Origin of the sequence: Arthrobacter sp. ATA002 (assembly GCF_026898095.1) — a bacterium.
Lineage (GTDB): Bacteria > Actinomycetota > Actinomycetes > Actinomycetales > Micrococcaceae > Arthrobacter_B.
Genome location: NZ_CP114015.1, coordinates 3,252,210 through 3,277,003, shown reverse-complemented (window position 1 = coordinate 3,277,003; position 24,794 = coordinate 3,252,210). Strand labels below are relative to the sequence as shown.

The 24,794-nt window shown below is 67.2% G+C and carries 20 protein-coding genes and 4 pseudogenes; 14 read left to right on the top strand and 10 right to left on the bottom strand.

All coding sequences use genetic code 11. The annotated features are described in order from the left end of the window. Positions 1 to 4: 4 nt before the first annotated feature. The 3 genes from OL239_RS16170 to OL239_RS16160 all read right to left on the bottom strand — a co-directional run bounded on the left by OL239_RS16170 (position 5) and on the right by OL239_RS16160 (position 3,232). Positions 5 to 1,741, bottom strand: coding sequence for an L-lactate permease (locus tag OL239_RS16170; protein WP_268909752.1), 1,737 nt, complete (start codon positions 1,739 to 1,741; stop codon positions 5 to 7). Positions 1,742 to 1,910: 169 nt separating this feature from the next. Beyond that, positions 1,911 to 2,465 (bottom strand): GNAT family N-acetyltransferase, encoded by a 555-nt coding sequence (locus OL239_RS16165; RefSeq protein WP_268909751.1) that lies wholly within the window; start codon positions 2,463 to 2,465, stop codon positions 1,911 to 1,913. A 50-nt stretch (positions 2,466 to 2,515) separates the two neighbouring features. Continuing rightward, a complete protein-coding gene (locus OL239_RS16160; protein ID WP_268909750.1) occupies positions 2,516 to 3,232 on the bottom strand; it encodes a YoaK family protein in 717 nt (238 codons plus the stop codon). A 117-nt stretch (positions 3,233 to 3,349) separates the two neighbouring features. Between OL239_RS16160 and OL239_RS16155 the strand changes: the two genes are divergently transcribed. The 7 genes and pseudogenes from OL239_RS16155 to OL239_RS16120 all read left to right on the top strand — a co-directional run bounded on the left by OL239_RS16155 (position 3,350) and on the right by OL239_RS16120 (position 11,038). Then, complete coding sequence (locus OL239_RS16155) at positions 3,350 to 5,017, top strand: ABC transporter substrate-binding protein (protein WP_268909749.1); 1,668 nt, start codon at positions 3,350 to 3,352, stop codon at positions 5,015 to 5,017. Continuing rightward, positions 4,941 to 5,971: pseudogene (locus OL239_RS16150) on the top strand (ABC transporter permease). The gene OL239_RS16155 and the pseudogene OL239_RS16150 overlap by 77 nt, the downstream one beginning before the upstream one ends. After that, positions 5,971 to 6,873 (top strand): ABC transporter permease, encoded by a 903-nt coding sequence (locus OL239_RS16140; protein ID WP_268909746.1) that lies wholly within the window; start codon positions 5,971 to 5,973, stop codon positions 6,871 to 6,873. The pseudogene OL239_RS16150 and the gene OL239_RS16140 overlap by 1 nt, the downstream one beginning before the upstream one ends. A 10-nt stretch (positions 6,874 to 6,883) precedes the next feature. Continuing rightward, positions 6,884 to 8,691, top strand: a pseudogene (locus OL239_RS16135) (gamma-glutamyltransferase family protein). Beyond that, positions 8,675 to 10,330, top strand: a complete 1,656-nt coding sequence (locus tag OL239_RS16130) for a dipeptide ABC transporter ATP-binding protein (RefSeq protein ID WP_268909745.1) — start codon at positions 8,675 to 8,677, stop codon at positions 10,328 to 10,330. The pseudogene OL239_RS16135 and the gene OL239_RS16130 overlap by 17 nt, the downstream one beginning before the upstream one ends. Continuing rightward, positions 10,320 to 10,463 (top strand): annotated as a pseudogene (locus tag OL239_RS16125) (GntR family transcriptional regulator); the annotation flags it as partial. The gene OL239_RS16130 and the pseudogene OL239_RS16125, both read left to right, overlap by 11 nt. Positions 10,464 to 10,522: 59 nt before the next feature. Then, positions 10,523 to 11,038 (top strand): GntR family transcriptional regulator, encoded by a 516-nt coding sequence (locus OL239_RS16120; protein ID WP_268909744.1) that lies wholly within the window; start codon positions 10,523 to 10,525, stop codon positions 11,036 to 11,038. Between the two features lie 791 nt (positions 11,039 to 11,829). Here the strand turns inward: OL239_RS16120 and OL239_RS16115 are convergent. Continuing rightward, entirely contained in the window at positions 11,830 to 12,039 is a 210-nt protein-coding gene (locus OL239_RS16115; protein WP_268909743.1) for a hypothetical protein, read from the bottom strand. Positions 12,040 to 12,480: 441 nt separating this feature from the next. Between OL239_RS16115 and OL239_RS16110 the strand changes: the two genes are divergently transcribed. Next, entirely contained in the window at positions 12,481 to 13,443 is a 963-nt protein-coding gene (locus OL239_RS16110) for an L-lactate dehydrogenase (RefSeq protein ID WP_268909742.1), read from the top strand. 98 nt (positions 13,444 to 13,541) lie between these two features. Here OL239_RS16110 and putP read toward each other — a convergent pair. Both putP and OL239_RS16100 read right to left on the bottom strand, forming a co-directional pair. Then, positions 13,542 to 15,052, bottom strand: a pseudogene (putP, locus tag OL239_RS16105) (sodium/proline symporter PutP). 98 nt (positions 15,053 to 15,150) lie between these two features. Next, entirely contained in the window at positions 15,151 to 15,444 is a 294-nt protein-coding gene (locus OL239_RS16100; RefSeq protein ID WP_268909741.1) for a DUF3253 domain-containing protein, read from the bottom strand. Positions 15,445 to 15,597: 153 nt separating this feature from the next. Here OL239_RS16100 and OL239_RS16095 point away from each other — a divergent pair, with 153 nt between their 5' ends. The 6 genes from OL239_RS16095 (at position 15,598) to OL239_RS16070 (ending at position 20,725) form a co-directional block, all read left to right on the top strand. Further along, positions 15,598 to 16,083, top strand: a complete 486-nt coding sequence (locus tag OL239_RS16095; protein ID WP_268909740.1) for an SRPBCC family protein — start codon at positions 15,598 to 15,600, stop codon at positions 16,081 to 16,083. Positions 16,084 to 16,235: 152 nt separating this feature from the next. Continuing rightward, a complete protein-coding gene (locus OL239_RS16090; protein ID WP_268909739.1) occupies positions 16,236 to 17,225 on the top strand; it encodes an LLM class flavin-dependent oxidoreductase in 990 nt (329 codons plus the stop codon). A gap of 187 nt (positions 17,226 to 17,412) precedes the next feature. Then, on the top strand, positions 17,413 to 18,573 hold the full coding sequence (locus OL239_RS16085; RefSeq protein WP_268909738.1) for an FAD-dependent oxidoreductase: 1,161 nt from the start codon (positions 17,413 to 17,415) through the stop codon (positions 18,571 to 18,573). Then, on the top strand, positions 18,570 to 18,818 hold the full coding sequence (locus tag OL239_RS16080) for an FAD-binding protein (RefSeq protein WP_268909737.1): 249 nt from the start codon (positions 18,570 to 18,572) through the stop codon (positions 18,816 to 18,818). Before OL239_RS16085 ends, OL239_RS16080 begins: the two co-directional genes overlap by 4 nt. Before the next feature lie 28 nt (positions 18,819 to 18,846). Further along, the gene (locus OL239_RS16075; protein ID WP_268909736.1) at positions 18,847 to 19,365 is read left to right on the top strand and encodes an acyl-CoA thioesterase; all 519 of its coding nucleotides are present in this window, start codon (positions 18,847 to 18,849) and stop codon (positions 19,363 to 19,365) included. Positions 19,366 to 19,411: 46 nt separating this feature from the next. Continuing rightward, entirely contained in the window at positions 19,412 to 20,725 is a 1,314-nt protein-coding gene (locus OL239_RS16070) for a TetR/AcrR family transcriptional regulator (RefSeq protein WP_268909735.1), read from the top strand. 3 nt (positions 20,726 to 20,728) lie between these two features. Here the strand turns inward: OL239_RS16070 and OL239_RS16065 are convergent, their stop codons facing one another. From OL239_RS16065 to OL239_RS16050, 4 genes are read right to left on the bottom strand one after another with little or no spacing between them, the layout of a single operon-like run. Next, the gene (locus OL239_RS16065) at positions 20,729 to 21,916 is read right to left on the bottom strand and encodes a flavin reductase (protein ID WP_268909734.1); all 1,188 of its coding nucleotides are present in this window, start codon (positions 21,914 to 21,916) and stop codon (positions 20,729 to 20,731) included. Between the two features lie 30 nt (positions 21,917 to 21,946). Next, a complete protein-coding gene (gene dmpG, locus OL239_RS16060; protein WP_268909733.1) occupies positions 21,947 to 22,954 on the bottom strand; it encodes a 4-hydroxy-2-oxovalerate aldolase in 1,008 nt (335 codons plus the stop codon). Between the two features lie 2 nt (positions 22,955 to 22,956). Beyond that, positions 22,957 to 23,931 (bottom strand): acetaldehyde dehydrogenase (acetylating), encoded by a 975-nt coding sequence (locus tag OL239_RS16055; RefSeq protein WP_268909732.1) that lies wholly within the window; start codon positions 23,929 to 23,931, stop codon positions 22,957 to 22,959. Further along, a complete protein-coding gene (locus OL239_RS16050; protein ID WP_268909731.1) occupies positions 23,931 to 24,746 on the bottom strand; it encodes a 2-keto-4-pentenoate hydratase in 816 nt (271 codons plus the stop codon). Before OL239_RS16050 ends, OL239_RS16055 begins: the two co-directional genes overlap by 1 nt. Positions 24,747 to 24,794: the final 48 nt, after the last annotated feature.

Sequence of the window (24,794 nt, the reverse complement as noted above, 5' to 3'; positions counted from 1 at the left end):
GGGGCTACGGAAGCATCCAGCCCAGCACCGGCGTGGACTGCAGGAAAACGAGCACGCACAGGATCAGCAGCAGCCCAACGCTCCAGCCCAGGACCTTGCGGAACAGGACGGACTCCTGCCCGCTCATGTTCACGGCGGCGGCGCCAATGGCCAGGTTCTGCGGACTGATCAGTTTGCCCATCACGCCGCCGCCGGTATTGGCTGCCACCATCAGCTTCGGATCGATTCCGGCCTGGGCGCCGGCCGTTTCCTGCAGCCTTGCGAACAAGGCGTTGGCCGAAGTGTCCGATCCGGTCACGGCGGTGCCGATCCAGCCCAGCACGGGGGACAGGAAGGCAAAGAAGGCGCCGGTCCCGGCAAGCCACGTACCAATGGATACTGTCTGTCCGGAAAAGTTCATGACGTAGGCAAGTGCCAGCACGGCGAGGATGGTCAGGGCTGCCGACCGCATCCGGACAGCGGTCCGGCCGATCTCGGCGACCGCGGTCCCCACGGCCAGTGGATACCGGCCGCCGTCGTTAAACCGGGAGTAGACCAGTGCGACGATGAGTCCGCTGATCAGCAGGAGCGTGCCGGGGCTGATGAGCCAGTCCAGGTTGTAAATCGTGGAGGACTGCCGCTGCCCGCTGCTGTCCAGGAGCGCGTCGTGAAGCACCGGCCAGGGAATCTCGATGTTGGTTTTGGCCAGGGTTTCGGGAACGTCCACGCCCCACCGCCACAGATTCACCACTCCGAAGACGACGATCACCAGGACATAGGGAAACAGCGCCATCCACGCCCGGCCGGGGGTGAGGCGGTCCGCCGCGGTATCGGTCTCAGCCGTGCCGATATCGGAGGAGCCGGACCCGGACGGCGTCCAGCCCGAAGCGCGGGCCGCAGCGAGCTCGCCGTTCATCCGGGCGCCGGCCTCCGCCCCGTTGCGCGGATGCCAGACCCGCAGGAACCCCACTGCCGCAACCATGGCCACGAGCGAGGCCACAATATCGGTGAGTTCGTAGGAAAAGTAATTCGAACACAGGAACTGCGCAATGGAGAAGACGACGCCGGTAAACAGGGCCACCGGCCAGCAGTCCCTGACGCCCCGGGCCCCGTCCAGGATGAACAGCAGCACCAGCGGGATGAAGAAGGCCAGCAGCGGCGTCTGCCGTCCCACCACGGAAGCGATTTCCTCGCCCGTGTAGCTGGTCAGGTTGGCCGCCGTCGTAATGGGAATGGCGAGCGCTCCGAACGCGACCGGGGCGGTGTTGGCCACCAGGACCGCGGTGGCGGCCCGCACCGGCGCGATGCCCAGGGCCAGCAGCATGGTCACGGTAATGGCCACCGGGGCGCCGAATCCGGCCAGGGCTTCGAGCAGTCCGCCGAAACAAAAGGCCACCAGGATGGCCTGGACGCGAAGGTCTCCGCCCCCGACGGCGTCGAACACCCGGCGCAGGTCTTCGAAGCGCCCGCTGAGCACGGTGACCTGGTACAGCCACACTGCCATCACAATGATCCAAACCACCGGAAACAGGCCGAACGCCGCGCCCTGTGTGGCTGAAAGCAGGGCCAGTCCCGCAGGCATGCCGAAGCCCAGGACCGCAATGACCAGGGCGGCCAGCAGGGCCCAGGCTCCGGCAACGTAGGCCTTGGTCTTGGCCACGGCAAGCAGCAGGAAAAACACGAGCAGGGGGACGAGGGCGAGCAGCGCGGACAACGTGATGCTGTTGGCCACCGCGTCGGTTGAGGGGGTGAAGCTTTCCATGGTTACCTCCGGTCGAGCCGGACAGCGGTGCGGGCGCGTCCGCCACTCAGCGGAGACGCCCAGAATCAGCGTAGGACGCTTCCGCGGCACCGGCGCCAACAACCGGTGAAATACCTGCTGTTCCGGATCCGGCCTTGACGCCGGCGGGAAACGGAGCGCCGGCGGGAGGTCAGGCGGGGTCGGTGTACCAGCCGCGGGCCAGGTACACGTCCACGTGGGTGCCCCGGTCGACGTCGAGGTCTGCGCGCCGGATCAGTCCCGCGGCCAGCGCCGTGTGCTGGGAGCCGATGTTGTCCACCGTGGTGTAGGCAATTACGGGCAGCCCCGGCAGCAGCCGGTCCGCCAGCCGGACGGCTTCCCGGGCGCCCTCCGTGGCATAGCCGCGGCCCCAGGCCTCTGGCAGATACCGGTAGTACAGGTTCAGGGCGGGCCGGGACTGGACGAGCCGGTGGGACAGCCCGGTGAAACCGATCAGCGTCTGCGGATCCTCGCGGGTGGACACGGCCCAGACGCCAAAGCCGTGGCGGTACCAGTGCAGTCCGATCTCATGGAAGATCCGGGCCGAGGACGCCCGGGTAACGGTGTGCGGGGCCGGGTGGTGCACATTCGTCCGCGGGTCGGTGTGCAGGTCCAGAGCCGCGGCTTCGTCGGTTCCCTCCGGCCTCCGCAGCATCAGCCGGTCGGTGTGGACCGGCGTCCAATCGGCAACATCCTGTGCGGGCATGGATCAACCTTAAGGCAGGACCGGCCGCCCCGGCACCACCGGCGGCCGGTTCAGCCGGCCTCCGGAGCCGCCGCGGCGTCCGCCCCGCGCTCGCGGTGATGCCGGACGTAGCCGGCCACTGCCACCGCGATGGAAATCGCGGCGGAGATCGCCAGGCCCAGCCACAGATCGACCTTCAGGGCCGCCGCACCCGCAAGTGCGCCGAGCAGGATCAGCGCCACGGCCAGGGCCCGCCGCTGCCAGTACTGGCTGCCGCCGCCGGCCAGCTTGGAGTCCGCGGCCAGGCCGGTGATGGTGGAGGTGACGACGACGGTGGTGATTTCAGCAACCTTCAGCCGCTTCGCGGTGGCCGCCTGCACCCCCATGACCGCGGCCATGGTGGAGGTGGTGAGGCTGCCCAGGATTTCATTGCCCCGGACATCCGCCACCGCCACGAACACGGCGAGCGCAGTGAGACCGGCTGCCACGACTGTCAGCGCAACGGAGGTGTGCCAGGACCAGCCATCCGGGCCCTTGCGCAGCATCCGTCCGGCCAGGGCCGCGCCGAGCATGAAGAACACCAGGGCCAGCGCGGGCCGCAGGATCGGCAGGTCCGCCCCGCCGGCGAAGGCCATGCCCAGGAGGACGACGTTTCCCGTCATATTGCCGGTGAAGACCCGGTCCAGTCCCAGATAGCCCACGGCGTCCACCACTCCGGTGGAGAAGGTCAGTGCCAGCATCAGCCAAAGATGGACCCGATCGGTGGGCACCGCATTCAAACGCTTCACGCTGGGCAACTCCTTAAAATTCCGCTTAATAAAGTGTGATGCCGGTAACTGTATACGAACTTGTGGGTGTAGCTTCGATTGTATTCAAAGCCGGACTCCCGAGAATCAAGGATCCCCATGGCACCTTTTCGTACCGCACATCGACCGCCGGGCCGGGGCCTGTCCGCAGTCACGGCGGTTGCCGCCGGCTCCGCAGCAGTGCTGCTGCTGGCCTCGTGCGCCCCGATTCAAGCCCTCGAACCCGCTCCGGAGCGCCAGAATGTTCCTGCCGCCGAGCTGGAGGGAAAAACGGTTATTGAAGGCGGAGACCTGGTCATGGCCCTTTCGGCTGAACCCGACCGCCTGGACCCCACCACCTCATCCTCGCTGTACACGCGCTACGTCATGCAGACCATGTGCCAGAAGCTCTACGACATTGATGCGGACGGCCAGCTGGCCCCGCAGCTGGCAACCGGGCTTCCGGAGATTTCCGCGGACGGACTGACCGTGAGGATCCCGCTGCGGACGGACGCCGTCTTCGCGGACGGGAGCCCCTTCAACGCCGAGGCCGCGAAGACGACCCTGGAACGGCACCTGACGCTGGAGGGCTCCACCCGCAGGGGCGAGCTGGGGCCAATCACCGGCATAACCGCTGCCGGCGAGTTCCTGCTGGAGATCGCCTATGAAACACCCTTCGCCCCGCTGACCGCAGCCCTCGCCGACCGCGCCGGGATGATGCTCTCACCCGCCGCCTTGGAGCAGGCCGGGGACACCTTCGGCGACCATCCGGTCTGCGTGGGCCCCTTCAAGTTCAAGGAACGGGTGCCCCAGACGTCCATATCAGTGGAACGGGACCCGCTGTATTACGACGCCGGCTCCGTCCATCTGGACAGCATCACCTACCGGATCATGACGGACGCCAACATCCGCGCGGCTAACCTGCGCTCCGGTGACGTGCAGGTGGCTGACACCATTTCACCCCAGGATGTGGATGCGCTGGTCCAGGAGGAAGGACTCGGTGTCCTCCAGACCGGTTCGCTGGGCTACCAGGCCATGACAGTGAACATCGGCAACGTGGACGGCACCGGAGAACCGCCCGGTGACCTCGGCACGCCGCTGGCCCGTGAAGCGGACATCCGCCGCGCGCTGTCCATGTCCATTGACCGTGAGGCGCTGGTCAACACCGTCTTCAACAGCTGGTACGAGCCGGCCTGCTCGCCGATATCGCCGGACAGCCCCTATGCTTCCGACCTCAGCGAAGACTGCGTGGACTTTGATCCGGAGGCCGCGCGGGCCCTGCTGGAATCCACCGGGGCGCCGGTGCCGTTCCCCATCACCATGCAGGTCACCAACTCGCCGGACACGCTGCGCTACGCCCAGGCGCTGCAGGCGGCGGTGTCCGAAGGCGGCTTTGACCTCACCATCCGCCCGGTGGAGTACTCCACCCTGCTGGACGTGCAGACCCGCGGCGACTTCGAAGCCCTGCAGCTGGGCTGGTCCGGCCGCATCGATCCGCACGGCAACATGTCCAACTTCCTGAAGACCGGCGGCGGCAATAATTACTCCGGCTACTCCAACCCCGAGGTGGACCGGCTGCTGACCGGGGCCGCCCAGTCCACTGATCCTGACGTCCGGGCCGAACTCTACGGACAAGTGGTGGAGCAGGTGCACCTCGACAACCCCATTCTGTACCTGTACCGGGTCCGGAGCCTGACGGGCTACACCAAGGATGTTGCCGGAGTGGCAACCTATCCCGACGGCGTGGTCCGGCTGGGCACAGCGGCCTTCGTGGAAGAGGAGGGCTGAGCATGCTGCGCTATCTAGGCACCCGCCTGTGGCAGTCGGCGCTGACCCTGGTGCTGGCCTCGCTGGTGATCTTCTTTGGCGTCCGCCAGCTCCCGGGGACCCCGCCCTGGCCATGGCGGGGGAGGAAGCCACCCCCGAGCAGGTGGAGGCCGTCCGTGAGCAGCTGGGGCTGAACGAATCAGTCATCACCCAGTACCTGAAATTCATCGGCAACATGTTCCGCGGCGATTTCGGCACCTCCACACGCACCGGCACGCCCGTGACCGACCTGATTGCCACCACGCTGCCCGTCACCCTGTGGCTGTCCGCCTACGCCATTGTGGTGGCCGTGGTCGTGGGCATCCTCTTCGGTGTCGTCGCCGAGCGCTTCCGCGGCCGGTGGCCGGAATGGGCCGCCAACGGCTTTGCCCTGGTGGGCCTGTCCGTTCCCAACTTTTGGCTGGGCATCCTCGCCATCCTCTACCTGGCCGTAACCCTTGGCTGGTTCCCGGCCTCCGGCTATGTGGACATCACCGAGGATCCGCTGCGCGGGATCTACTACCTGACGCTGCCGGCGCTGATCCTGGGCACCGGACTGGCAGCCGTCATCATGCGCCAGACCAGGGCGTCCATGATCGAGACCATGAACACCGACTACGTCCGGACCGCCCGCGCCAAGGGGCTGGGCCGGAGCAGGTGCTGCTGCGCTACGGGCTGCGCAACTCCCTGATCGTGGTGGTGACCATTGTGGGCCTGCAGCTGGGCGGGCTGATCTCCGGGGCCGTAGTGACCGAGCGGATCTTCGCCCTGCCGGGGTTCGGCAAGCTCACGCTGGACGCCGTCTTCACCCGGGACTACCCGGTGATCCAGGCCGTGGTGCTGATCATCACGGTCTCCTACATCCTGATTAATCTGGCCGTGGACATCCTGTACTCCCTGATCAACCCGCGCATCCGAGTCGGAGGAAGCAACTAATGGCTGTTACCGAGACCGTCCTTCCGCCCACCCCTCCCGGATCGGACCGGGGGCTGGGCACCGGGCGCGGCAGGGTCCTCAGGTCCCTCCTGCACAACCCCCTGGGCCTCACGGGCGGAATCCTGCTGGCGCTCGTCGTCGTTGCCGGGGTCCTTGCTCCCGTGCTGGCCCCCTACAGCCCCACCCAGGTGCACTTCGAGACACCGTTCCAGAAGCCCGGCACCGTCGGATTCCTGCTGGGCACCGATGACCTGGGCCGGGACATCTTTTCCCGGCTGCTCCACGGAATCCAGGCTTCGCTGAAGGTTGGCGCCCTGTCCGTGGCGCTCGCCGTGGTGATTGGCACTCCGCTGGGCCTGCTGGCCGGATACTGGCGCTGGCTCGACGGCATCATTTCCCGCCTCACGGACGTGACTTTGGCCTTTCCCTTCCTGATCATTGCCGTGGCCCTGGCGGCCATCAGCGGTCCGAGCCTCACCAACGCCGCCGTGGCGCTGGGCATTGCCCAGGTGCCCACCATGATCCGGGTGGTCCGGGGCGAAACGCTCCGCATCAAGGAGAGCGATTTTGTCCTCGGCGCCAAGACGATGGATGCCTCCGGACTGCGGATCATCTTCAGCCATGTGCTGCCCAACGCGGCCTCTGCCGTTATTGTGCAGGCAACGGTCATCATGCCGGTGGCGGTCATCGGGGAGGCGCTGCTGTCCTTCCTCGGCCTGGGCATCCAGCCTCCCACCCCGAGCCTGGGCATCATGCTCTCCGATGCCCAGCAGTACATCTTCCGTTCGCCCACCGCCGCCATCTTCCCTGGCCTCGCCATCGCGGCCATCTGCCTTTCCTTCAACCTTTTTGGGGACGCCCTGCGGGACGCCCTTGATCCGACCAACTCCAGCCGAAAGTGACATCCGCGCCATGACTTACACAGCACCCGATTCCTTTACGACCCGCCCCACCCTGCAGGGCACGTTCGGCATGAGCGCGTCCACCCACTGGCTGGCCACAGCATCCTCTCAGGCGGTGCTGGAACGCGGCGGCAACGCGTTTGACGCAGCCGTGGCCGCAGCTTTCGTCCTGCATGTGGTGGAACCCCATCTGAACGGGCCGGGCGGGGACATGACCGGTGTCTTCGTCACCGCCGGAAATCCGTCCGAACCGGTGGTCCTGATGGGGCAGGGCGCCGCTCCGGCCGGGGCGACGCCGGAACATTACCGCTCCGAGGGACTGGAACTGGTTCCCGGGGCCGGCGCCCTGGCCGCCGCCGTTCCGGCCGCCGTGGACGCCTGGCTGATGCTGCTGCGGGACCACGGAACGTGGGAACTGGGCGATGTCCTGGCCTTCGCCACGGGATACGCACGCAACGGGCATCCCGTGGTGGGCCGGGTGGGCGCCACCATTGCCTCCGTGGCGGATCTCTTCGCGGAGCACTGGCCCACCTCGGCAGCGCAGTGGATGCCCGAAGGACGGATCCCGGCGGACGGCGACGTCATCCGGAACGAAGCCTACGCAGCGGTCCTGGACCGGCTGGCGGCAGCGGGCAGCTCCGCGGACAGCCGCGGGGAACGGATTGACGCCGCCCGCAGGGAGTGGCGCGAAGGATTCGTGGCGCGTGCCGCGGTGGACTTCCTGTCCGCCCCGCACCGCCACTCCTCCGGCGCCGACCACGCAGGGGTCATGACCCTGGAAGACTTCGCATCGGCATCCGCGGCGTACGAGCCGGCCCTGACCTATGAATTCCGCGGCTGGACCATCGCCAAGACCGGCCCCTGGGGGCAGGGGCCGGCGCTGCTGCAAACCCTGGCGATCCTGGCCGGGTATGACGACGAGTACCTGGACCCCTCCACCGAGCTGGGCGCACACACCATTCTGGAGGCGCAGAAATTGGCCATCGCGGACCGGGAGGCGTACTACGGCGACGCCGATGTCCCGATGGATTACCTGCTCAGCGAGGAATATGCCGCCACCCGCCGCGCACTGATCACCGACCGGGCCTCGCATGAATTCCGCCCCGGCACCGTCCCCGGACACACGCCCTTCATTCCGCCGCTGCGGACCGAGTACTTTGCGCCGGCGCTGGCCGGGCAGCATGCCTTCGCCGGTGTGGGGGAGCCCACCGTCATGCCCACGGGGAGACCCGCGGCGACACCTGCCACGTGGACGTGGTGGACCAGTGGGGCAACATGGTCTCCGCGACGCCGTCGGGCGGCTGGCTGCAGTCCTCGCCCACCATCCCCGAACTGGGCTTCTGCCTGGGATCCCGGCTGCAGATGACGTGGCTGGAAGAAGGCGCCCCGTCCACCCTGGCCGCGGGGAAGCGGCCCCGCACCACGCTGACGCCCACCCTGGTGCTCAAGGACGGCAAAGCGGTCACGGCCCTGGGTTCGCCCGGCGGCGACCAGCAGGACCAGTGGCAGCTGCTGTACCTGCTGCGCACGCTCGTTGGCGGATATTCTCCGCAGCAGGCGGTGGACGCCCCGGCCCTGCACACCACCTCCATCCCCGGATCGTTCTACCCCCGGACCTGGACGCCCGGCGGCGCCGTCGTCGAGGACCGGCTGGGGGACGCCGTCATCGAGGGCCTGGAAGCCCGCGGCCACCGGGTCACCCGCGCCGGGGACTGGGCCCTTGGGCGCCTGTCCTCGGTCGTCAGTGATCCGGCCACCGGGGTGCTCCAGGCCGCCGCCAACCCGAGGGGAGCGCAGGGATATGCAGCAGGACGCTAACACTGCCGGTCCGCAGACGCTGCTTGCGGTCCGGGACCTGGACGTCAGTTTCGGCGGCACCCCCGTGCTGCACGGCATCAGCCTGACTCTTCGCCGGGGCGAGCGCGTGGCCATTGTGGGGCAGTCGGGCTCCGGTAAGTCCACCACTGTTGCGGCCGTCCTGCGGCTGCTGCCCGGCAGCGGAAGGATCACCGGCGGTTCCATCGATCTCGACGGTGAAGATCTTGCCTCCGCGCCCGAAGCCCGGATGCGCGGCATCCGGGGCAGCCGGATCGGACTGGTTCCCCAGGACCCCATGTCCAACCTGAATCCGGCCATGAAGGTGGGGGCGCAGATTGCCGACGCCCTGGTCAGCAACGGCCGGCCCGGGGTGACACAAAACAACCGGGAGGAATTCAAGCGCCGCGCGGTGGAACTCATGGCCGAGGCCGGCATCCCCGACGCCGAACGCCGCTACGGACAGTATCCGCACGAGTTTTCCGGCGGCATGCGCCAGCGGGTGCTCATTGCCGTTGCCCTGGCCGGCGATCCCGAGCTGCTGATCGCCGACGAGCCCACCTCCGCCCTGGACGTGACGGTGCAGCGGCAGATCCTGAACCACCTGCAGAAACTGGTGGAAGCGCGCGGCACCACCCTGCTGTTCATCACGCATGACCTGGGCCTGGCCGCGGACCGGACCGACCGGATCATTGTGATGGCGGACGGCAGGATCGTCGAAGAAGGAACCCCGCGGCACATCCTGCTGGACCCGCAGCAGGACTACACCAAGACGCTGGTGGCGGCGGCGCCGTCGGTCTCCGCCGCCTTGTCGCCCGAGGACACCTCAGCGGCGGCGCAGCCCGAAGAACACGCTCCGGTTCCGGTGGTCGAGGTCCGCCGGCTGGTGAAGGAATTCAAGCTCCGGGGACAGCGCGGACAGGTGGTGAGCGCGCTTCGGGACGTGTCCTTTACCGTGGCGCAGGGAACCACCACCGCCGTCGTAGGCGAATCCGGATCCGGCAAGACCACGGTGGCCCGCATCCTGCTGGGACTGGAAACGCCCACCGGCGGCGAAGCGCTGGTGGGCGGAGAATCAATTTCCGCCAGCCGGGGCCCGGAGCGGCGCCGGCTGCGCCGGATGGTGCAGCCGGTGTTCCAGGATCCGTACGGGTCACTGGATCCCACCTTCAGCATCGAGCGGCTGATCGACGAGCCGCTGCGCATCTTCGGGATCGGCGACCGCGCCAGCCGCCGCAGCCGGGTGGCCGAACTGCTGGACCAGGTGGCGCTGCCCCGGAGCATTGCGCAGCGCCGGCCCAACGAGCTCTCCGGCGGCCAGCGCCAGCGGGTGGCCATTGCCCGGGCCCTGGCACCGGAGCCGGAGCTGCTGATTTGCGACGAGGCGGTGTCCGCGCTGGACGTGCTGGTGCAGGACCAGATCCTGTCCCTGCTGGCCGATTTGCAGGACCGGCTGGGGCTGACCTACCTGTTCATCACGCATGACCTCGCCGTCGTCCGGCAGATTGCCCATAAAGTGGTAGTCATGAAATCCGGAGAAGTCATTGAGAGCGGAACGGCGGACCAGGTCTTCCTGGCTCCGCGGCAGGACTACACTTCGGAGCTCTTGAGCGCGATTCCGGGAGCGGCATTTGCCCGCTGAACCGGCACCGGCCGGGCTGTCCGAACCGTCCGGTGCGCCCAGGGACCGCATTGAAGACGAGATCCGCCGTGACATTATCTTCGGCGTCCTGACGCCCGGCGCCCGGATTACGGAGGCGTCGCTGGCCCGGAAGTACGGCATGTCGCGGGTTCCGGTCCGGGAGGCGCTGCGCATCCTGGAAGCGGAGGATTTGTGGAATCCCGGCCCTACGCCGGATCCACGGTCTCCAACATTCCGGTGGACGAGGCCGATGATCTCTTCGCCGTCCGGACCGTGGTCGAAACGGCCACCGCGCGCCGGGCCGCCGAACGCGCCGGCCGGCAGCTGGCCGCCGGAACGCCCGACGACGAGTGGTGGGCGGCCCGGGGCAGGGTTGCCGAGATTCTGGCCGCCGGTGATGCGGCTGTGGCGGAAGGCAGGCTGGAAATGCTGCCGGACCTGAATGTGCGGTTCCATCTTGCCGTGGCCGAGCTGGCGGACAGCCGCTCGCTTACCGCACCGCTGCGCCAGCTGGCGGGCAAGATCGAGTGGCTCTACGCAGCGGACGTGGACAACCGCGGCAAGGACTCCTGGAGCGAGCACCGGGTGCTGATGGCCGCCGTCGACGCCGGAGACGCGCACCGGGCCCAGGAACTGATGTGTTCCCACGTGGAACAGTCCCGCGCCGGGTACCTGAGCCGTTTCACCCCCGTGCCGCCTGTCGTCTAGCGGCAGGAGCCGCCCTGCCGCAGGAACTGCAGCTGCCGCCCCTGGACGGGACGGCAGCTGCGGTTGCTGCACCGGGGAACGCCTAGGCGGGGCCGGATTTCCGCCGGTGGTGCCGCGGGCAATGCGCCGGCGCTGCCACACCGACCAGGCCAGCCACAGGCCCCACACCACCAGGAGCACCACGGCTCCGGCAATAAACGTGGAGACATTCAGCGGACCGGTCCGTCCGGCGATAATCAGGAATCCCCACCAGGACACGGCGGCCACCGCCAGCAGGTTCACCGCCGGCCCCATGGCTGCTGTGCCGCTGCGGGTCCGGACCGCCGTCACGACGACGTCGCCCGCCATCAGCACGGTAACCGCGCTCACCGTGCCGGTGGCAAAGGCCACCACCTCCGGGGAGACCGCACGGTTGGCGAACCACAGGATCAGCGTCAGGACCGCGGCTGCCAGTGCCAGCGCCTGGATGACGGCGGCCAGCAGGGTCAGCCCCGTGAGCTGCCGGTCGGTGTCCCGGCGCTTGCCCGGGATGTTGGACCAGGCCTCGCGCCGGAACCAGGCCGCGGCGAGGTTGGCAAAGAGCAGGGTCGCTCCGGCCGCGATAAACGGCACCACAAAGTTGTTGCTTCCAACCCACACCAGGGCAGCGATGGCGGCAAAAACCTGGGGCGAGCCGATAATGCCCAGTCCCCAGGCCAGCATGAACGGCCTGCGGGCGGGTGCCAGATCCAGCGGATGGACAAGGTACTGCTTGTTGGCGTCGGGGAGCCCGACGCGTTCTTTGATCTGTTTCACGGGGACCTCCAGGGGACCGTGGCCAGGTGCGGGCCGCGCAGGCCGCCCCGGGCTATTTCGTAGATTTTCTGCCGGGACACGCCCAGCTCTTCGGCGACCGTTACCGCGCTGAAGTCTTCGAGCAGGTCCGCGGCCGCGACTGACCTGATGCCCGAGGCCCGCCGGCCCAGCTGGGCCGCGAGTGCGCCGATTTCACCGGCCAGCAAGGCTGTGGCCAGCGTGCCGCCAAACCGGTCCGCCCATCCGGGGGAACCTTGGCGGCGGCAGCGTAAAGCAGGTCGCCGCCGTCGGCCAGTACCTCGCGCACGCGCTCTGCTGACAATCCGGCTGCCTCGAAGCGGCCGGCAATGGCCCTCCGCTCTTCCGGAGGCCGGTGGGACAGAACACTGTCCCACCGGGTTTCGGGGCTGTCATCCCCGGGGTGACTATCCATGCTGTGAAGTTTGCGCGCCGTTGTGCCCGTTGTCTACCCCCTGGTGACAAGTTTTACGGCCGGTTCGGGGACGGACGGTACGGACTCTGCGCCCAGTGTCTGCACGACTCCCGTTGAAGCAGAGCCCCGGAACGCCCCTGCCGTTCCCCTGCCCGGTGCCCGCGCCTACCATTGCTGGAAAGGGAATCCTCCAACCGTGAGCGGGGCTTGAGCCATGGCTAACATCACCACCAGGCCGGTAACGAAGCTGGGAATCGTCGGGGCGGGAAGCGTGGGAACCTCGCTTGCCTATGCCGCGATCATCCGGGACGCGGCGCGTGAAATTGCCATTTATGACATCGACGCCGTCCGGGCCGAGGCTGAGGGGCTGGACCTTGCGCACGGCACGCAGTTCACCGGTGCCAATACGGTGACCGGCGGCGGAAATATCGAGGCACTGGCGGGATCGGACGTCATCGTCATTACGGCCGGGGCGCGGCAGCAGCCGGGGCAGTCGAGGCTTGACCTGGCCGGGGTCAACGTCGGGATCATTCAAAACCTGATGACACAGCTGATGGAACAGGCGCCGGATGCCGTGTACGTCGTCGTCACGAACCCCTGTGATGTGTTGACCGTCGCGGCACAGAAGGTCTCCGGTCTGCCCTGGAACCGAATTTTCTCGTCCGGCACCGTGCTGGACACCTCCCGGCTGCGTTTGCTGCTGGCACGGGAAGCGCACGTGCTGATGACCAGCGTGCACGCCACCATCATTGGAGAGCACGGGGACTCAGAGTTTCCGGTGTGGTCCAGTGCCTCCATTGGTCCGGTGCCGATTCGGGATTGGACGATCAGCGGCCGGCAGGTTTTCACCCAGGAGTATCTGGACGCAGTCACCCATGACGTGGTGACTGCCGCATACAAGGTCATAGAGGGCAAGGGCGCCACCAACTACGCCATCGGGCTGGCCGGTGTGCGGATTGTGGAAGCAATAATGCAGGCGGAAAACGCGGTGCTGCCGGTTTCGGCGATCATGCAGGGCGCCTACGGCATTGAGGGCGTGGCGTTGTCCCTGCCATCGATCGTTGGCATCAACGGTGTCTACGAAATGCTGGCAATGCCGCTGGACGACACGGAGACCAGGAAACTGCAGGACTCCGCCGGGACTCTGCGGAACACGCTGGCGGAACTCGGTGTTTAGGTGCACCGTCGCCGGGAGCCCGCCGCGTGCCGGGAGCCCGCCGAAGGCCGGCGACCCGCGGCAGGCCGGCGCCGGGGTGCCGGCCTGCGCGCGCGGAGCTAGGCGCGGACGGGCGCTGCCGGTGCGGCGCCGCCCTTGGCGATTCGCACGGCGTCGTCGAATTCGGCGCCGATCTCGGCTGACGGCTTGAACGTGAACCGGCTGACAACGACGGCCAGCAGCAGGTTAATCAGGAAGCCCGGGATGATTTCGTACACGTCACCCAGGACACCGGGCAGTTCAAAGGTGCCCCACAGGAATGCGGTGGCGGCACCGGCGATCATTCCGGTCAGGGCGCCGGCGGTGCTGAGCCTGCGCCAGAACAGCGCCAGCAGGATGGTCGGGCCGAAGGCGGCGCCGAAGCCGGCCCAGGCAAAGCCCACCAGCTCCAGGATCGAGGCGTTGCGGTCCAGGGCGATCAGGACCGAAATCACCGAAACGACCAGCACGGCCACGCGGCTGAGCATCACCATGGAGCGCGGGGACGCATCGCGCTTGAGCACGATCTTGTAGAGGTCCTCCACCAGGGCGGAGGACGTGACGATCAGCTGCGAGGAAATGGTGCTCATAATCGCGGCCAGGACCGCGGCAAGGATGAAACCGGCCACCAGGGGGTGGAAGAAGATCTGCGAAAGCTCCAGGAACACGGCTTCGGGATCAGCCAGGGTGAGGTTGTTCTGCTGGAAGTAGGCCGCACCGATGAGTGCGGTCATGATGGCACCAATGACGGTCAGGAGCATCCAGCCCACGCCGATCCGGCGGCCGGCCACGGCATCCTTGGGGAGCGCAGGGCCATGAAGCGCACAATGATGTGCGGCTGGCCGAAGTAGCCCAGGCCCCAGGCGAGGGCGGAAATGATGCCGACGGCGGTGCCGCCGGCGATCGGATCCAGCATGTCCGGGTTGATTTCCCGGAGCGAGTCGGCCATTCCGCCGAACCCGCCAACCTGGCCCAGGCCCACCAGCGGAACGAGGATGAGGGCGCCAAGCATCATGAGGCCCTGGACCACGTCGGTGTAGCTGGCGGCCAGGAAGCCGCCGAAGAGCGTGTAGGCGATGGTCACGCCGGCCACGATCAGCATGCCGGCCAGGTAGGTGGAGCCGAAGGAGCTCTCGAAGAAAACGCCGCCGGCCACCATGCCGGAGGAGACGTAGAACGTGAAGAACACGAGGATGATGACGCCCGAAACCACGCGCAGGACCCGGGAACGGTCCTTGAGCCGGTTCTCCAGGAAGCTTGGCACCGTAATGGAATTATTGGAGACCAGGGTGTAGGAGCGCAGGCGCGGAGCCACGAACTTCCAGTTCAGCCAGGCACCGGCCGTGAGGCCGACGGCGATCCATCCCTCCACCAGGCCGGAGACGTAAATGGCGCCCGGGAGGCCCATCAGCAGCCAGCCGGACATGTCCGACGCCCCGGCGCTCAGGGCCGCTACGCCGGGCTTCAGGTCCCGGCCGGCGAGCATGTAATCGTCGAGGTCGTTGGTGCGCCGGTAGGCCCACCAGCCAATCGCCAACATGGCGAGCATGTAGATCGCCATGGCGATCAGCTTGTACGTCTGGTCAGTCATTGTTTTCTTAGCCGTTCACTCTGGTTTCGTATCGCGGTCCGGCCCGAAGGCCCGTCCAAGTATGCCAAGGGTCACACAGAGCAGTGAAATCGCGGGGGTCAGCGCCTGCGGCGGATCCGGATCGGTCCGCGGGCCGCGGCCGGGTCCACCACCTCGCCGCGCTGGGTAATCTCGACGTCGCCGCGCTCCACCAGCCGGGCCGCGGCCTGCCGGGCCGGATCCATCAGCGGCCGCCAATTGTCCGGGGCCACGGCGCGGGCGGCATCCGAGGGGCAGATCGTGGCGGTGGCTGCCCTGGCGGCAAGTAATGCCAGGATGGCCTCCTCAAGCCGGGGGACGGCGTCGTCCTGCCGTGGGTCTGCGCTTGAGGCCGCAGCGGTGCTGTTGTCCATGCATGCCATTGTGCCGGGTAGGGGCAGCCGCCGGAACCGAACCCGGGGGGATCCCTCCGGCCGGTTCCCGCAGGCCGCAGCGGTGTGGCCTGCGGGGGCGGGGCGGACCACACTTGAAGACAGATTTGTGCGGACCCGGCCGAAAGGACTGCCATGACTGATCCAGTGTCCCCGCAGGGGGAGGAGAACGAGCTGCTCCTGGTGCGGCATTTTCCGGTTCCGCAGCAAGCCGTCTACGATGCCTGGTCCGATCCCTCGCACGCCGCGGACTGGTGGGGGCCGGAAGGATTTACGGTGCCGGCCGGACACGTGAGCATCGACGGCCGGGTGGGCGGGACCTACCGTGCATGCATGGTTAACCCGGTCACCGGCGATGAGCTGTGGTGGGGAGGAACCCTCCGCGAGGTTGATCCGCCGAACCGGCTCGCCCTGACCATGGACCGGCAGGCCCCGGACGGAAGTGCGGTGAGCGCGGAAACGCTGGTGAGCGTCGATTTTTCTCCGCACGGCGGCGGAACAGAAATGACCTTCCGGCAGGGACCGTTCGCCGACCGGCGGGAGCTTAACGGCCACCAGGCCGGATGGAACTCCGCCTTTGACCGCCTCGCGCGCTACTTGGCGCGGCACCGTGGAGCGTAGCCGGCCGCCGTGGTGGTGGGCCGCCGCCGTCGTGCGCGGTGTGAGCCATAACCTGCCGGAAATGAAATAAGGCGGCGCGCTTTGCGGTTGCACCTAACTAACGTGTCCGGGCAATCGGCTTGGGACACCGCGCAACGAAAGGCCGCAATTTTATGACTGTCCCGCTTTCGATCCTCGATCTGGCCATCATCGACGAGGGCGAAACAGCGCGCGATTCGTTCGCGTCCAGCCTGACCCTGGCGCAGCACGCCGAGAAGCTGGGCTACACCCGGATCTGGTACGCCGAACACCACAACATGCCCACCATCGCATCGTCGGCCACCAGCGTGCTGATCGGCTACATCGCGGCACACACGCAGAGCATCCGGCTGGGCGCCGGGGGAGTCATGCTCCCCAACCATGCGCCGCTGACCATTGCCGAGCAGTTCGGCACGCTGGAAACACTCTTCCCCGGCAGGATTGACCTGGGCCTCGGCCGCGCCCCCGGCAGCGACCAGAAGACCATGCGCGCACTGCGCCGCGATCCCATGTCCGCCGACAGCTTCCCGCAGGATGTGCAGGAACTGCAGGGCTACCTGACCGGGAACACCCTGATCGAGGGCATTGACGCCACTCCGGGGAAGGGCACCAACGTGCCGCTGTACATCCTGGGGTCCTCGCTCTTCGGAGCCAAGCTGGCCGCTGCGCTGGGGCTGCCGTATTCCTTCGCCTCGCACTTCGCTCCGCAGGCGCTGCAGGACGCCGTGGCCATTTACCGGCGCGAATTCCGGCCCTCGGAACAGCTGGCCGAGCCGTACGTCATCGCTGGCGTCAACGTCATTGCGGCGGACACCACCGAGGAAGCAAACCGCATGTTCGAGGACGGACAGCGCCGGCGGGTCACCCAGCTGTTCGGACGGGACCGTACCTTCACGGACGAGGAAGCCGACCTCATCCTGGAATCCCCGGGCGGCCAGCAGGTTAAGCAAATGGGCCGCTACTCCGCCGTGGGCGCCCCCGCCGAGGTCCGCGGCTACCTGGACTGGTTCGCCACCCATGCCGACGCCGATGAGCTGATCGTGGCCACCCAGACACCGACGCTGGAATCACGCCTGCGGTCGTTTGAGCTGCTGGCGGGCGTGACGGAGCTGGCCCGGGCGTAATGCAGCCGGGGAGCCGTCCCCCGCGCCGGTCCCGGCAGCCGGGACTGGCGCGGCGCGCTCCTGAATCCTGTGCCTAAGTAGCCCTACAAGCGGCTAAACGAAGGGGCTCGAGGATGAGCGCGCAAAAAACGGCAGGACCGGTGGATTCCCGCGGAGCGGCCCGGCGGACTATGAGACGGACGTCCTGGTGGTCGGCTACGGCTGCGCCGGGGCGGCCGCCGCCCTGGAGGCCCGGGCCTCCGGCGCGGACGTTATCCTCCTGGAACGTGCCGGCGGGGGAGGCGGCTCGTCAGCCCATTCCGGCGGCGAGATCTACCTCGGCGGCGGCACGCCCATCCAGCAGGCATGCGGGTTCACCGATACTGCCGAGGACATGGAAGCCTACCTGCTGGCGGCACTGGGGCCGCACGCCGATGCCGGGAAGATCCGCGCTTACTGCGAGGGCAGCCTGGAACATTACGAGTGGCTGAGCAGCTGCGGCGTCCCGTTCAAGCCCTCGCTGTGGGACAGCCCGTCCTGGGTGCCGCCCACCGACGACGGACTGATGTGGCTGGGTGAAAACGCCATGCCTTTTGCCGCCGTCGCAAAGCCTGCACCCCGCGGACACCGGGTTACCTCGGAAGGCTACGGCGGCAAGGTGCTGATGAAAGTGTTGGCCGAGGCCGTGGAGCGGGCGGGTATCCGGGTCCACACCGACACCTATGCCGGGCAGCTCATTCTCGACGGCGGCACGGTTACCGGTGTGGTTGCCACTCATTTCGGAAAGACAGTGACCTACCGTGCCCGGCGGGGCGTCATCCTGACCACGGGCGGTTTCGCCGACAACGCCGAGATGGTGGCCCTGCATGCCCCGCGGCTCACGGGGCTGGGGGTAACGAGCGACGGCGGGGACGACGGACACGGAATCCGCATGGCCCAGGCGCTGGGCGCCGGCACGGCACGGATGTCCTCCGCCCAAGTGGGGATCACCCTGATTCCGGGGCTGGTGGTCCGGGGCCTGCTGGTGAATGCGGTGGGGCAGCGGTTCATCAACGAGGACCAGTATCCCGGGCTGCTCGGGCAGGCCGCCCTCTTCAAGCAGGACCTGGCCGTGTGGGTCATCCTCGATGAGCAGGCCTACGAGGAAGTCCCGGTCGAGGAACGCTGGGGCGTGGTGCCGCACTACGCGGCGGAGACCATCGAAGAACTCGAACAGGAAGTGGGCATGCCCGAGGGGTCGCTGGCAGGGACGGTGCATGAGTACAACCGGCACGCGGCTGCGGGGAGGACCCGTACTTCGCCAAGAACAAGCGCTGGCTGCGGCCCCTGGAACCGCCCTTCGCCGCCATCGATGTCAGCCGCGGCATGACCTCTCCCGAGTCGGGTTCCACCGGCGGGGGCGGCGCGAGTGTCTTCACGCTCGGCGGGCTGCGCACCGGAATGGACGGCGAAGTGCTGGACGTCTCCGGGGCACCGGTTCCGGGCCTCTACGCTGCCGGCCGCGCCACCGCAGGGATCTACGGACAGGGATACATCAGCGGCACTTCCCTGGGCGAGGGCACGTTCTTTGGCCGGCGTGCCGGTGCAGCGGCCGCAGCGGTGCCGGGAAGGTGAGGGCCGCAGCGTGTGCTAGAAACGAACCATGAATGAAACCCCGCAGGTCATCCGGTGCTCCGTCGGCATGCGCTGGGGGGATATGGACGCCTACGGGCACGTCAATAATGTGGAAATTCTGCGGATTCTCGAAGAGGCCAGAATTCATGCCTTCGGGCCTCCCGGCGGAACCGCCGGCCCGGGGCGCGAACCCGCTGTCGCACTCTTCAACGACGTGCCCGCAGGCACCCAGGCACTCGTAGCGGAGCACCGGGTCAAGTACCTCTCGCCCTTGACTTACCGCACCATTCCGGCGGAGATCGCCGTCTGGATCAGCGCGCTCAAAGGCGCGAGCTTCACGATCGCCTACGTCATCAGGGATCCCGTCACGGCACAGGCCTGCGCCCAAGCGGAGACCACGCTCGCTTTTGTGGAGGGGGAAACCGGCAGGCTGCTGCGGATCGCCCCGGAACAAAAGGCGCTGATGCTGCCCTATCTCGGGCAATCCGTGTTTGGGCCGGTATCGGTAGCCGGGACCGCGGCGGACGGCGGGCAACGGGCTGTGTAAGGATGAACCCGCCGGAACTGACCGGGTTTCGAACGGAAAACATTGGGTGGTAGTGGCACAGCGCAAGACGGACCGGAAAAACCGGCAGGGCGAACAAACCCGCGAACGGATCCTTGAAGAGACCATGCGGCTTGCCGCCCGCCACGGCTATGAGGGAACCAGGATTTCCATGGTCCGGAAGGCCACCGGCCTGTCAGCCAGTTCCATATACTGGCACTTTTCGGACAAGGAACAACTCATTGCAGCGGCCCTGGAATATGCCATCGGCGCCCATCTGCGGGTAATCCCCACGTGGCCGGAGTTTGCCTCGGGCGACGACCGGAGCGCGGATTTGTATAAGCAGATTTTCCAGTGGCCCCGCGAGGACTTTTGGCGTTTTGGGCTGCAGATGGCCGTGGTCCGGCCATCTGAGGACGCACCGACCCGGGACCGGTTCCTGGAAATCCGGCGGGAGAGCATTGACTGGCTGGCCCGATGGTGGGAACCCGGCCTCCCCGGGCACATGGAGCAGCGGGCCGTTGGAGCCCTGATGCTGGGCAACCTCACCTTCGCGGTCCGGGACAGTTACTTCCTCCGGCGGCACGCGGGGCGCCGGTTCGATGAGGACCGCATTGTCTGGTTGCTGGCGCTGTCCCTGGAGGCGATGGCGGACCGCTTGGCTGAACTGGCGGCCGGCCGTCCGATCGCTTATGAAGGCGCACCGGTGCAGGCGGTGGAGCGCACCGGCACCGAGTCCGGGCGCCAGGCCTTCCTGCAGGCGGCCGAGGAAATCATCGCGGAATTCGGATACGACGGCGTCACGGTAGCCCGGGTTTGCGAACGGGCCGCCCTGCCGGCGAGCTCGCTCTACTGGTTCTTCAAGGACAAGGATGACCTTGTGGCGGAGGTGGTGGCCGGCGCTGCGGAGAAGTGGGAAGCGGTCCAGCCGGTGCTGTCCGGCCGGTCCGGAAAAGAAAACATCCACTGGACTGTGCCGCTTCGCAGCCAGCTCCGGGATGTCCTCGCGGGAACGTCCGCCGGTACCGGGATCCTGCGGCTGGGGTTGCTGCTCCTGCTCCGGGACAGCAACCGTGCCCTCGGCGGCGTCCAGGGTCTGGAGGCGGTGATGGAAAACATGCAGAGCACAACGGCGGAATGGTTCTCCACCGTGCTGCCGGACACAGGCACGGGAGCATACGGAGCCGAGCTGGCGGAGCATCTGTCCGAGTGTCTCTTCCGGTTCCTGGAAGGCCTGCTGCTCAGCCGGCAGATCGACGCACGCACCTGGGAACCGGAGCTGCTGGCCGATCTGTTGGCCACCGGTCTGCACCGGGCAGCCGAACAGGTCCTGGCAGGTTCGGTCCCTCCGCCCCGGAGCTGAACCTCAGTCGTCGGCCACGGCGCCGATTGCCTGCGCCGCAGACAGCAGTTCCTGCGCCAAGGCCTGGATCCGGGATGCTTCGGCGTGGCGGGGCAGGTTGGCGATGCGCAGCACCAGCCGGACCTTTCCGGCGGCATCGAAGACGGGTGCGAGCAGGGAATCGACGTCGTACGTCTGCCCTTCCTCCAGCTCCACCGGAGCGTAGCTGTTGGAGGTGCGGGAGATGATCTCGCGGATTTCGCGTTCCTTGGCCGGGGTGTAGGTGCCGGCGGAATACTCGCGGAGGGCCTCGAAAACCTGATCGTCCCGGTAACCGCCCCGCATCGTGATGGACCAGCCGCGCTTCCGCACCGCTTCCAGGCGCCCCCGGTATTCGTCGGGAGTGCATTCGTCGCTGGGCAGGGCACGGGACAGCCAGCGGTCGATCGTTTTCTGATCTTCCCAGGCAAGGCAGAGTTCGCCCATGGGGGGCATCAGCGGAATGCGTTCGCCGATGCGTTCGTCCTGTTCCGGAGCCGTACCGGCGGCGGCGACTATGACGGCCAGCTGGTCGCTGATGACGGCCATGGCCGCACATTCGACACCCAGCTCCGCGGCGAGCCGCTCCATTTCGTTCCGGCCGCGCTCGGCCAGCCGGACGCCGGCAATCAGGTCCGCGTCGAAGGGGGCGCTCAGCGACATCGGAGCAAAGCGGCCGTACCCGCCCTGGAAGAACAGCAGCGGTGCCACCGGGCTGCACACCTGCAGCTCATGGACGGCGCCCAGGACGATGTAGTGGTCGCCGGCATCGTTGATCGAATCGAAGGTGCAGTCGATGTAGGCCACCACCCCGTCCAGCACAGGTGCGCCGAGCGGCGACGGCTGCCAGGACAAGCCGGCGAACTTGTCCGCGGACTTGCCGGCAAAGCGGCGGCACAGGTCCTCCTGGTCCGCAGCAAGCACATTGACACAGAAGGAACCGGCAGTGCGGAGCTTGCTGAAGGTCCGCGAAGCGACGGTGGGCAGGAACGCCACCAACGGCGGATCCAGCGACACCGAGGTGAAGGAACCCACAATCATGCCCACCGGCTCGCCGTCCTCGGCCATGCCGGTAATCAGAACCACGCCCGTGGGGAAGTGGCCCAGCACGTTGCGGAAAACCATCGGATCGCTCGTGAGCGGCCGCTGCTGTTCCATGCTGACTTCGGTCATTGTGGTTCCTTTCGAAAGCGGTTGGACGGTTTATTTCTGGGCCAGCAGGTCCAGGGCCACGTCCACGATCATGTCTTCCTGGCCGCCCACCATGCGCCGCCGGCCCAGTTCCATCAGGATGTCGGCGGTGGGGATGCCGTAACGGGTGCTGGCCGTTTCCGCGTGCCGCAGGAAGCTGGAGTACACCCCGGCGTAACCCAGCGACAGGGTTTCCCGGTCCACCCGGACCGGGCGGTCCTGCAACGGACGCACCAGGTCGTCGGCCGCGTCCATCAGCGCCGGCAGGTTGCAGCCGTGGTCAAGACCAAACTTGTCTGCCGCGGCAATGAACGCCTCCAGCGGAGCATTCCCGGCTCCGGCTCCCATGCCGGCCAGCGACGCATCCACCCGGTTGGCGCCGTGTTCCACAGCGGTGAGGGAGTTTGCCACGGACAGTGAGAGATTCTCGTGGGCGTGGATGCCGATCTCAGTGGCCGGGTCCAGTACCTGCCGGAAGGCGTCAATCCGTTCGGCCACGCCGGGCATGGTCAGGGCACCTCCCGAGTCGACCACATACACGCAGGTGGCGCCGTAACTTTCCATGAGTTTGGCCTGCTTGGCCAGTTCGGCGGGAGGAGACATATGGGACATCATCAGGAAGCCCACGGTGTCCATTCCCAGGTCCCGGGCGGCGCCGATGTGCTGGGCTGAAACGTCGGCCTCGGTGCAGTGGGTGGCCACGCGAACCACCGAAGCACCGGCGCTGTTGGCATCCTTGAGGTGGTGGATGGTGGCGATCCCGGGCAGAGCCAGCGTGGCAACCTTGGCCTGCTTGACGGCGCCCGCAACCGCGGAAATCCATTCCAGGTCCGTGTGGGCCCCGAATCCGTACACGCAGGAGGATCCGTTGATCCCGTCGCCGTGGGCAACCTCGATGGACGCGACGCCGGCCGCGTCCAGGGCGGTGGCGATGGCCACGGCCTGGTCCACCGTGTACTGGTGCCGGATGGCATGCATGCCGTCACGAAGGGTGACGTCGGAGATGTAGAGCCTGCTCATGGTTATGCCTCCTGCATCGCCGCAGCGATGTTTTGTTCTTGGACTCCGCCGCGTTCGGCCCAGCGTTCGGCGACGGCCATGGCAGCGGAGGTCATGATGTCCAGGTTGCCCGCATAGGCGGGAAGATAGTGCGCCGCGCCGGTCACTTCCAGCATCACGGTGACCCGGGTGCCGGTGAAACTGCCGGTGTCCGGGATGTGTAGTGCATTCTCCGGGCCAAAGGTCTCGAACTGCACCGTCTGCTTGAGCTTGTACCCGGGAACGTACTTCTGCACCTTTGCGGCCATGGCCTCGACCGACGCGGCTATGGCGGCATGGTCTGTTTCGCCGTCAACCAGGCAGTAGACCGTGTTCCGCATCATCATCGGCGGCTCGGCAGGATTCATGATGATGATGGCCTTGCCCTCCGCCGCTCCGCCGACCTCCACCAGGGCACGGGCCGTGGTTTCGGTGAACTCGTCGATATTGGCGCGGGTGCCGGGCCCGGCTGAACGGGATGCAACGGAGGACACGATCTCGGCGTAGCGCACCGGAGCCACCTGCGAGACCGCGGCGACCATGGGCACGGTGGCCTGCCCGCCGCAGGTGACCATGTTCAGGTTGGTGTCATCCAGATGGTCCTCAATGTTCACCACCGGGACGCAGTAGGGTCCGACGGCGGCCGGCGTCAGGTCCAGCACGCGAACGCCGGTGTCCTTCAGCAGCTCCCAGTTGGCGAGGTGGGCGGAGGCGCTGGTGGCATCGAAAACCACTTTGATGTCCTTGAAATTGGGCAGCTCAAGCAGGCCCTGGATGCCGTCCGCGGTGGTGGGAACGCCCATGCCGGCGGCTCGCCGGAGGCCGTCGGACTCCGGGTCGATGCCCACCATGGCACCCATTTCCAGCCGTGTGGCCCCGCGCAGCACCTTGATCATCAGATCGGTTCCGATGTTGCCGGAGCCGATGATGGCCACCGGCCAGAGTTCCTTGGTTCCCACTACTTCTCCTCATGTTTGATGCGGACCTGTCCGAGTCCCTGAATGTTTACGACTGCATTGGCGCCGGGCGGAAAAGCGACCATGGGGCCGAGGGCTCCGGTCATGACGATTTCGCCTGCCTTCAGCGGCCGTTCCAGCTCCGCCATGCGCCTCACCAGCCAGAGCGCGGCACGGTAGGGATGGCCGAGGCAGGCAGCGCCGGAGCCCACTGATTCCACCGTGCCGTTGACCTCCATGACCATGCCGGCGGCCGCCAGGTCAATTGACGACGGCGTGACAGGGCGGGTGCCGGTAACTATTTGTCCGCTGGATGCGTTGTCGGCGATGGTGTCCAGGATGGAGATATCCCAGTTGGTGATTCTCGACCCGACAATCTCAATAGCCGGAAGCAGGTAGTCGACGGCGGCAATCAGCTCGGTGAGTGTGGTGTCCGGCTCGGGGAGGTCCTTTTTCAGGACAAGGGCCACTTCGGCTTCAACCCGCGGCTGCAGGACCGCCCCGGCCGCCAGCGCTTCGCCCTCGGCCAGGCACATGTCCGCGAAGAGGACGCCGAAGTCCGGCTGGTCCACGCCCATCTGCGCCTGTACGGCACGTGACGTGAGCCCGATCTTGCGCCCAACCACGCGCCGGCCTTCGGCAATCCAGGCGTCCTCGTTGGTTCGCTGGACATCATAGGCAGCACTGATGCCGCCGTCCGCGAGCAGGCCGCGGATTGGCTCAACCGGCGTTCCGTCCCGCTCGGCACGGCGCAGCCGAGCTGCCAATTCCGCAATGCCTGCCGGTTGAACCGGTGCGGTCTCGATGGTTGCAGTCATCTGTCCCTCCCAAGTGAGCCTTCAGTATTGCGCCGATGTGCGGCCCTG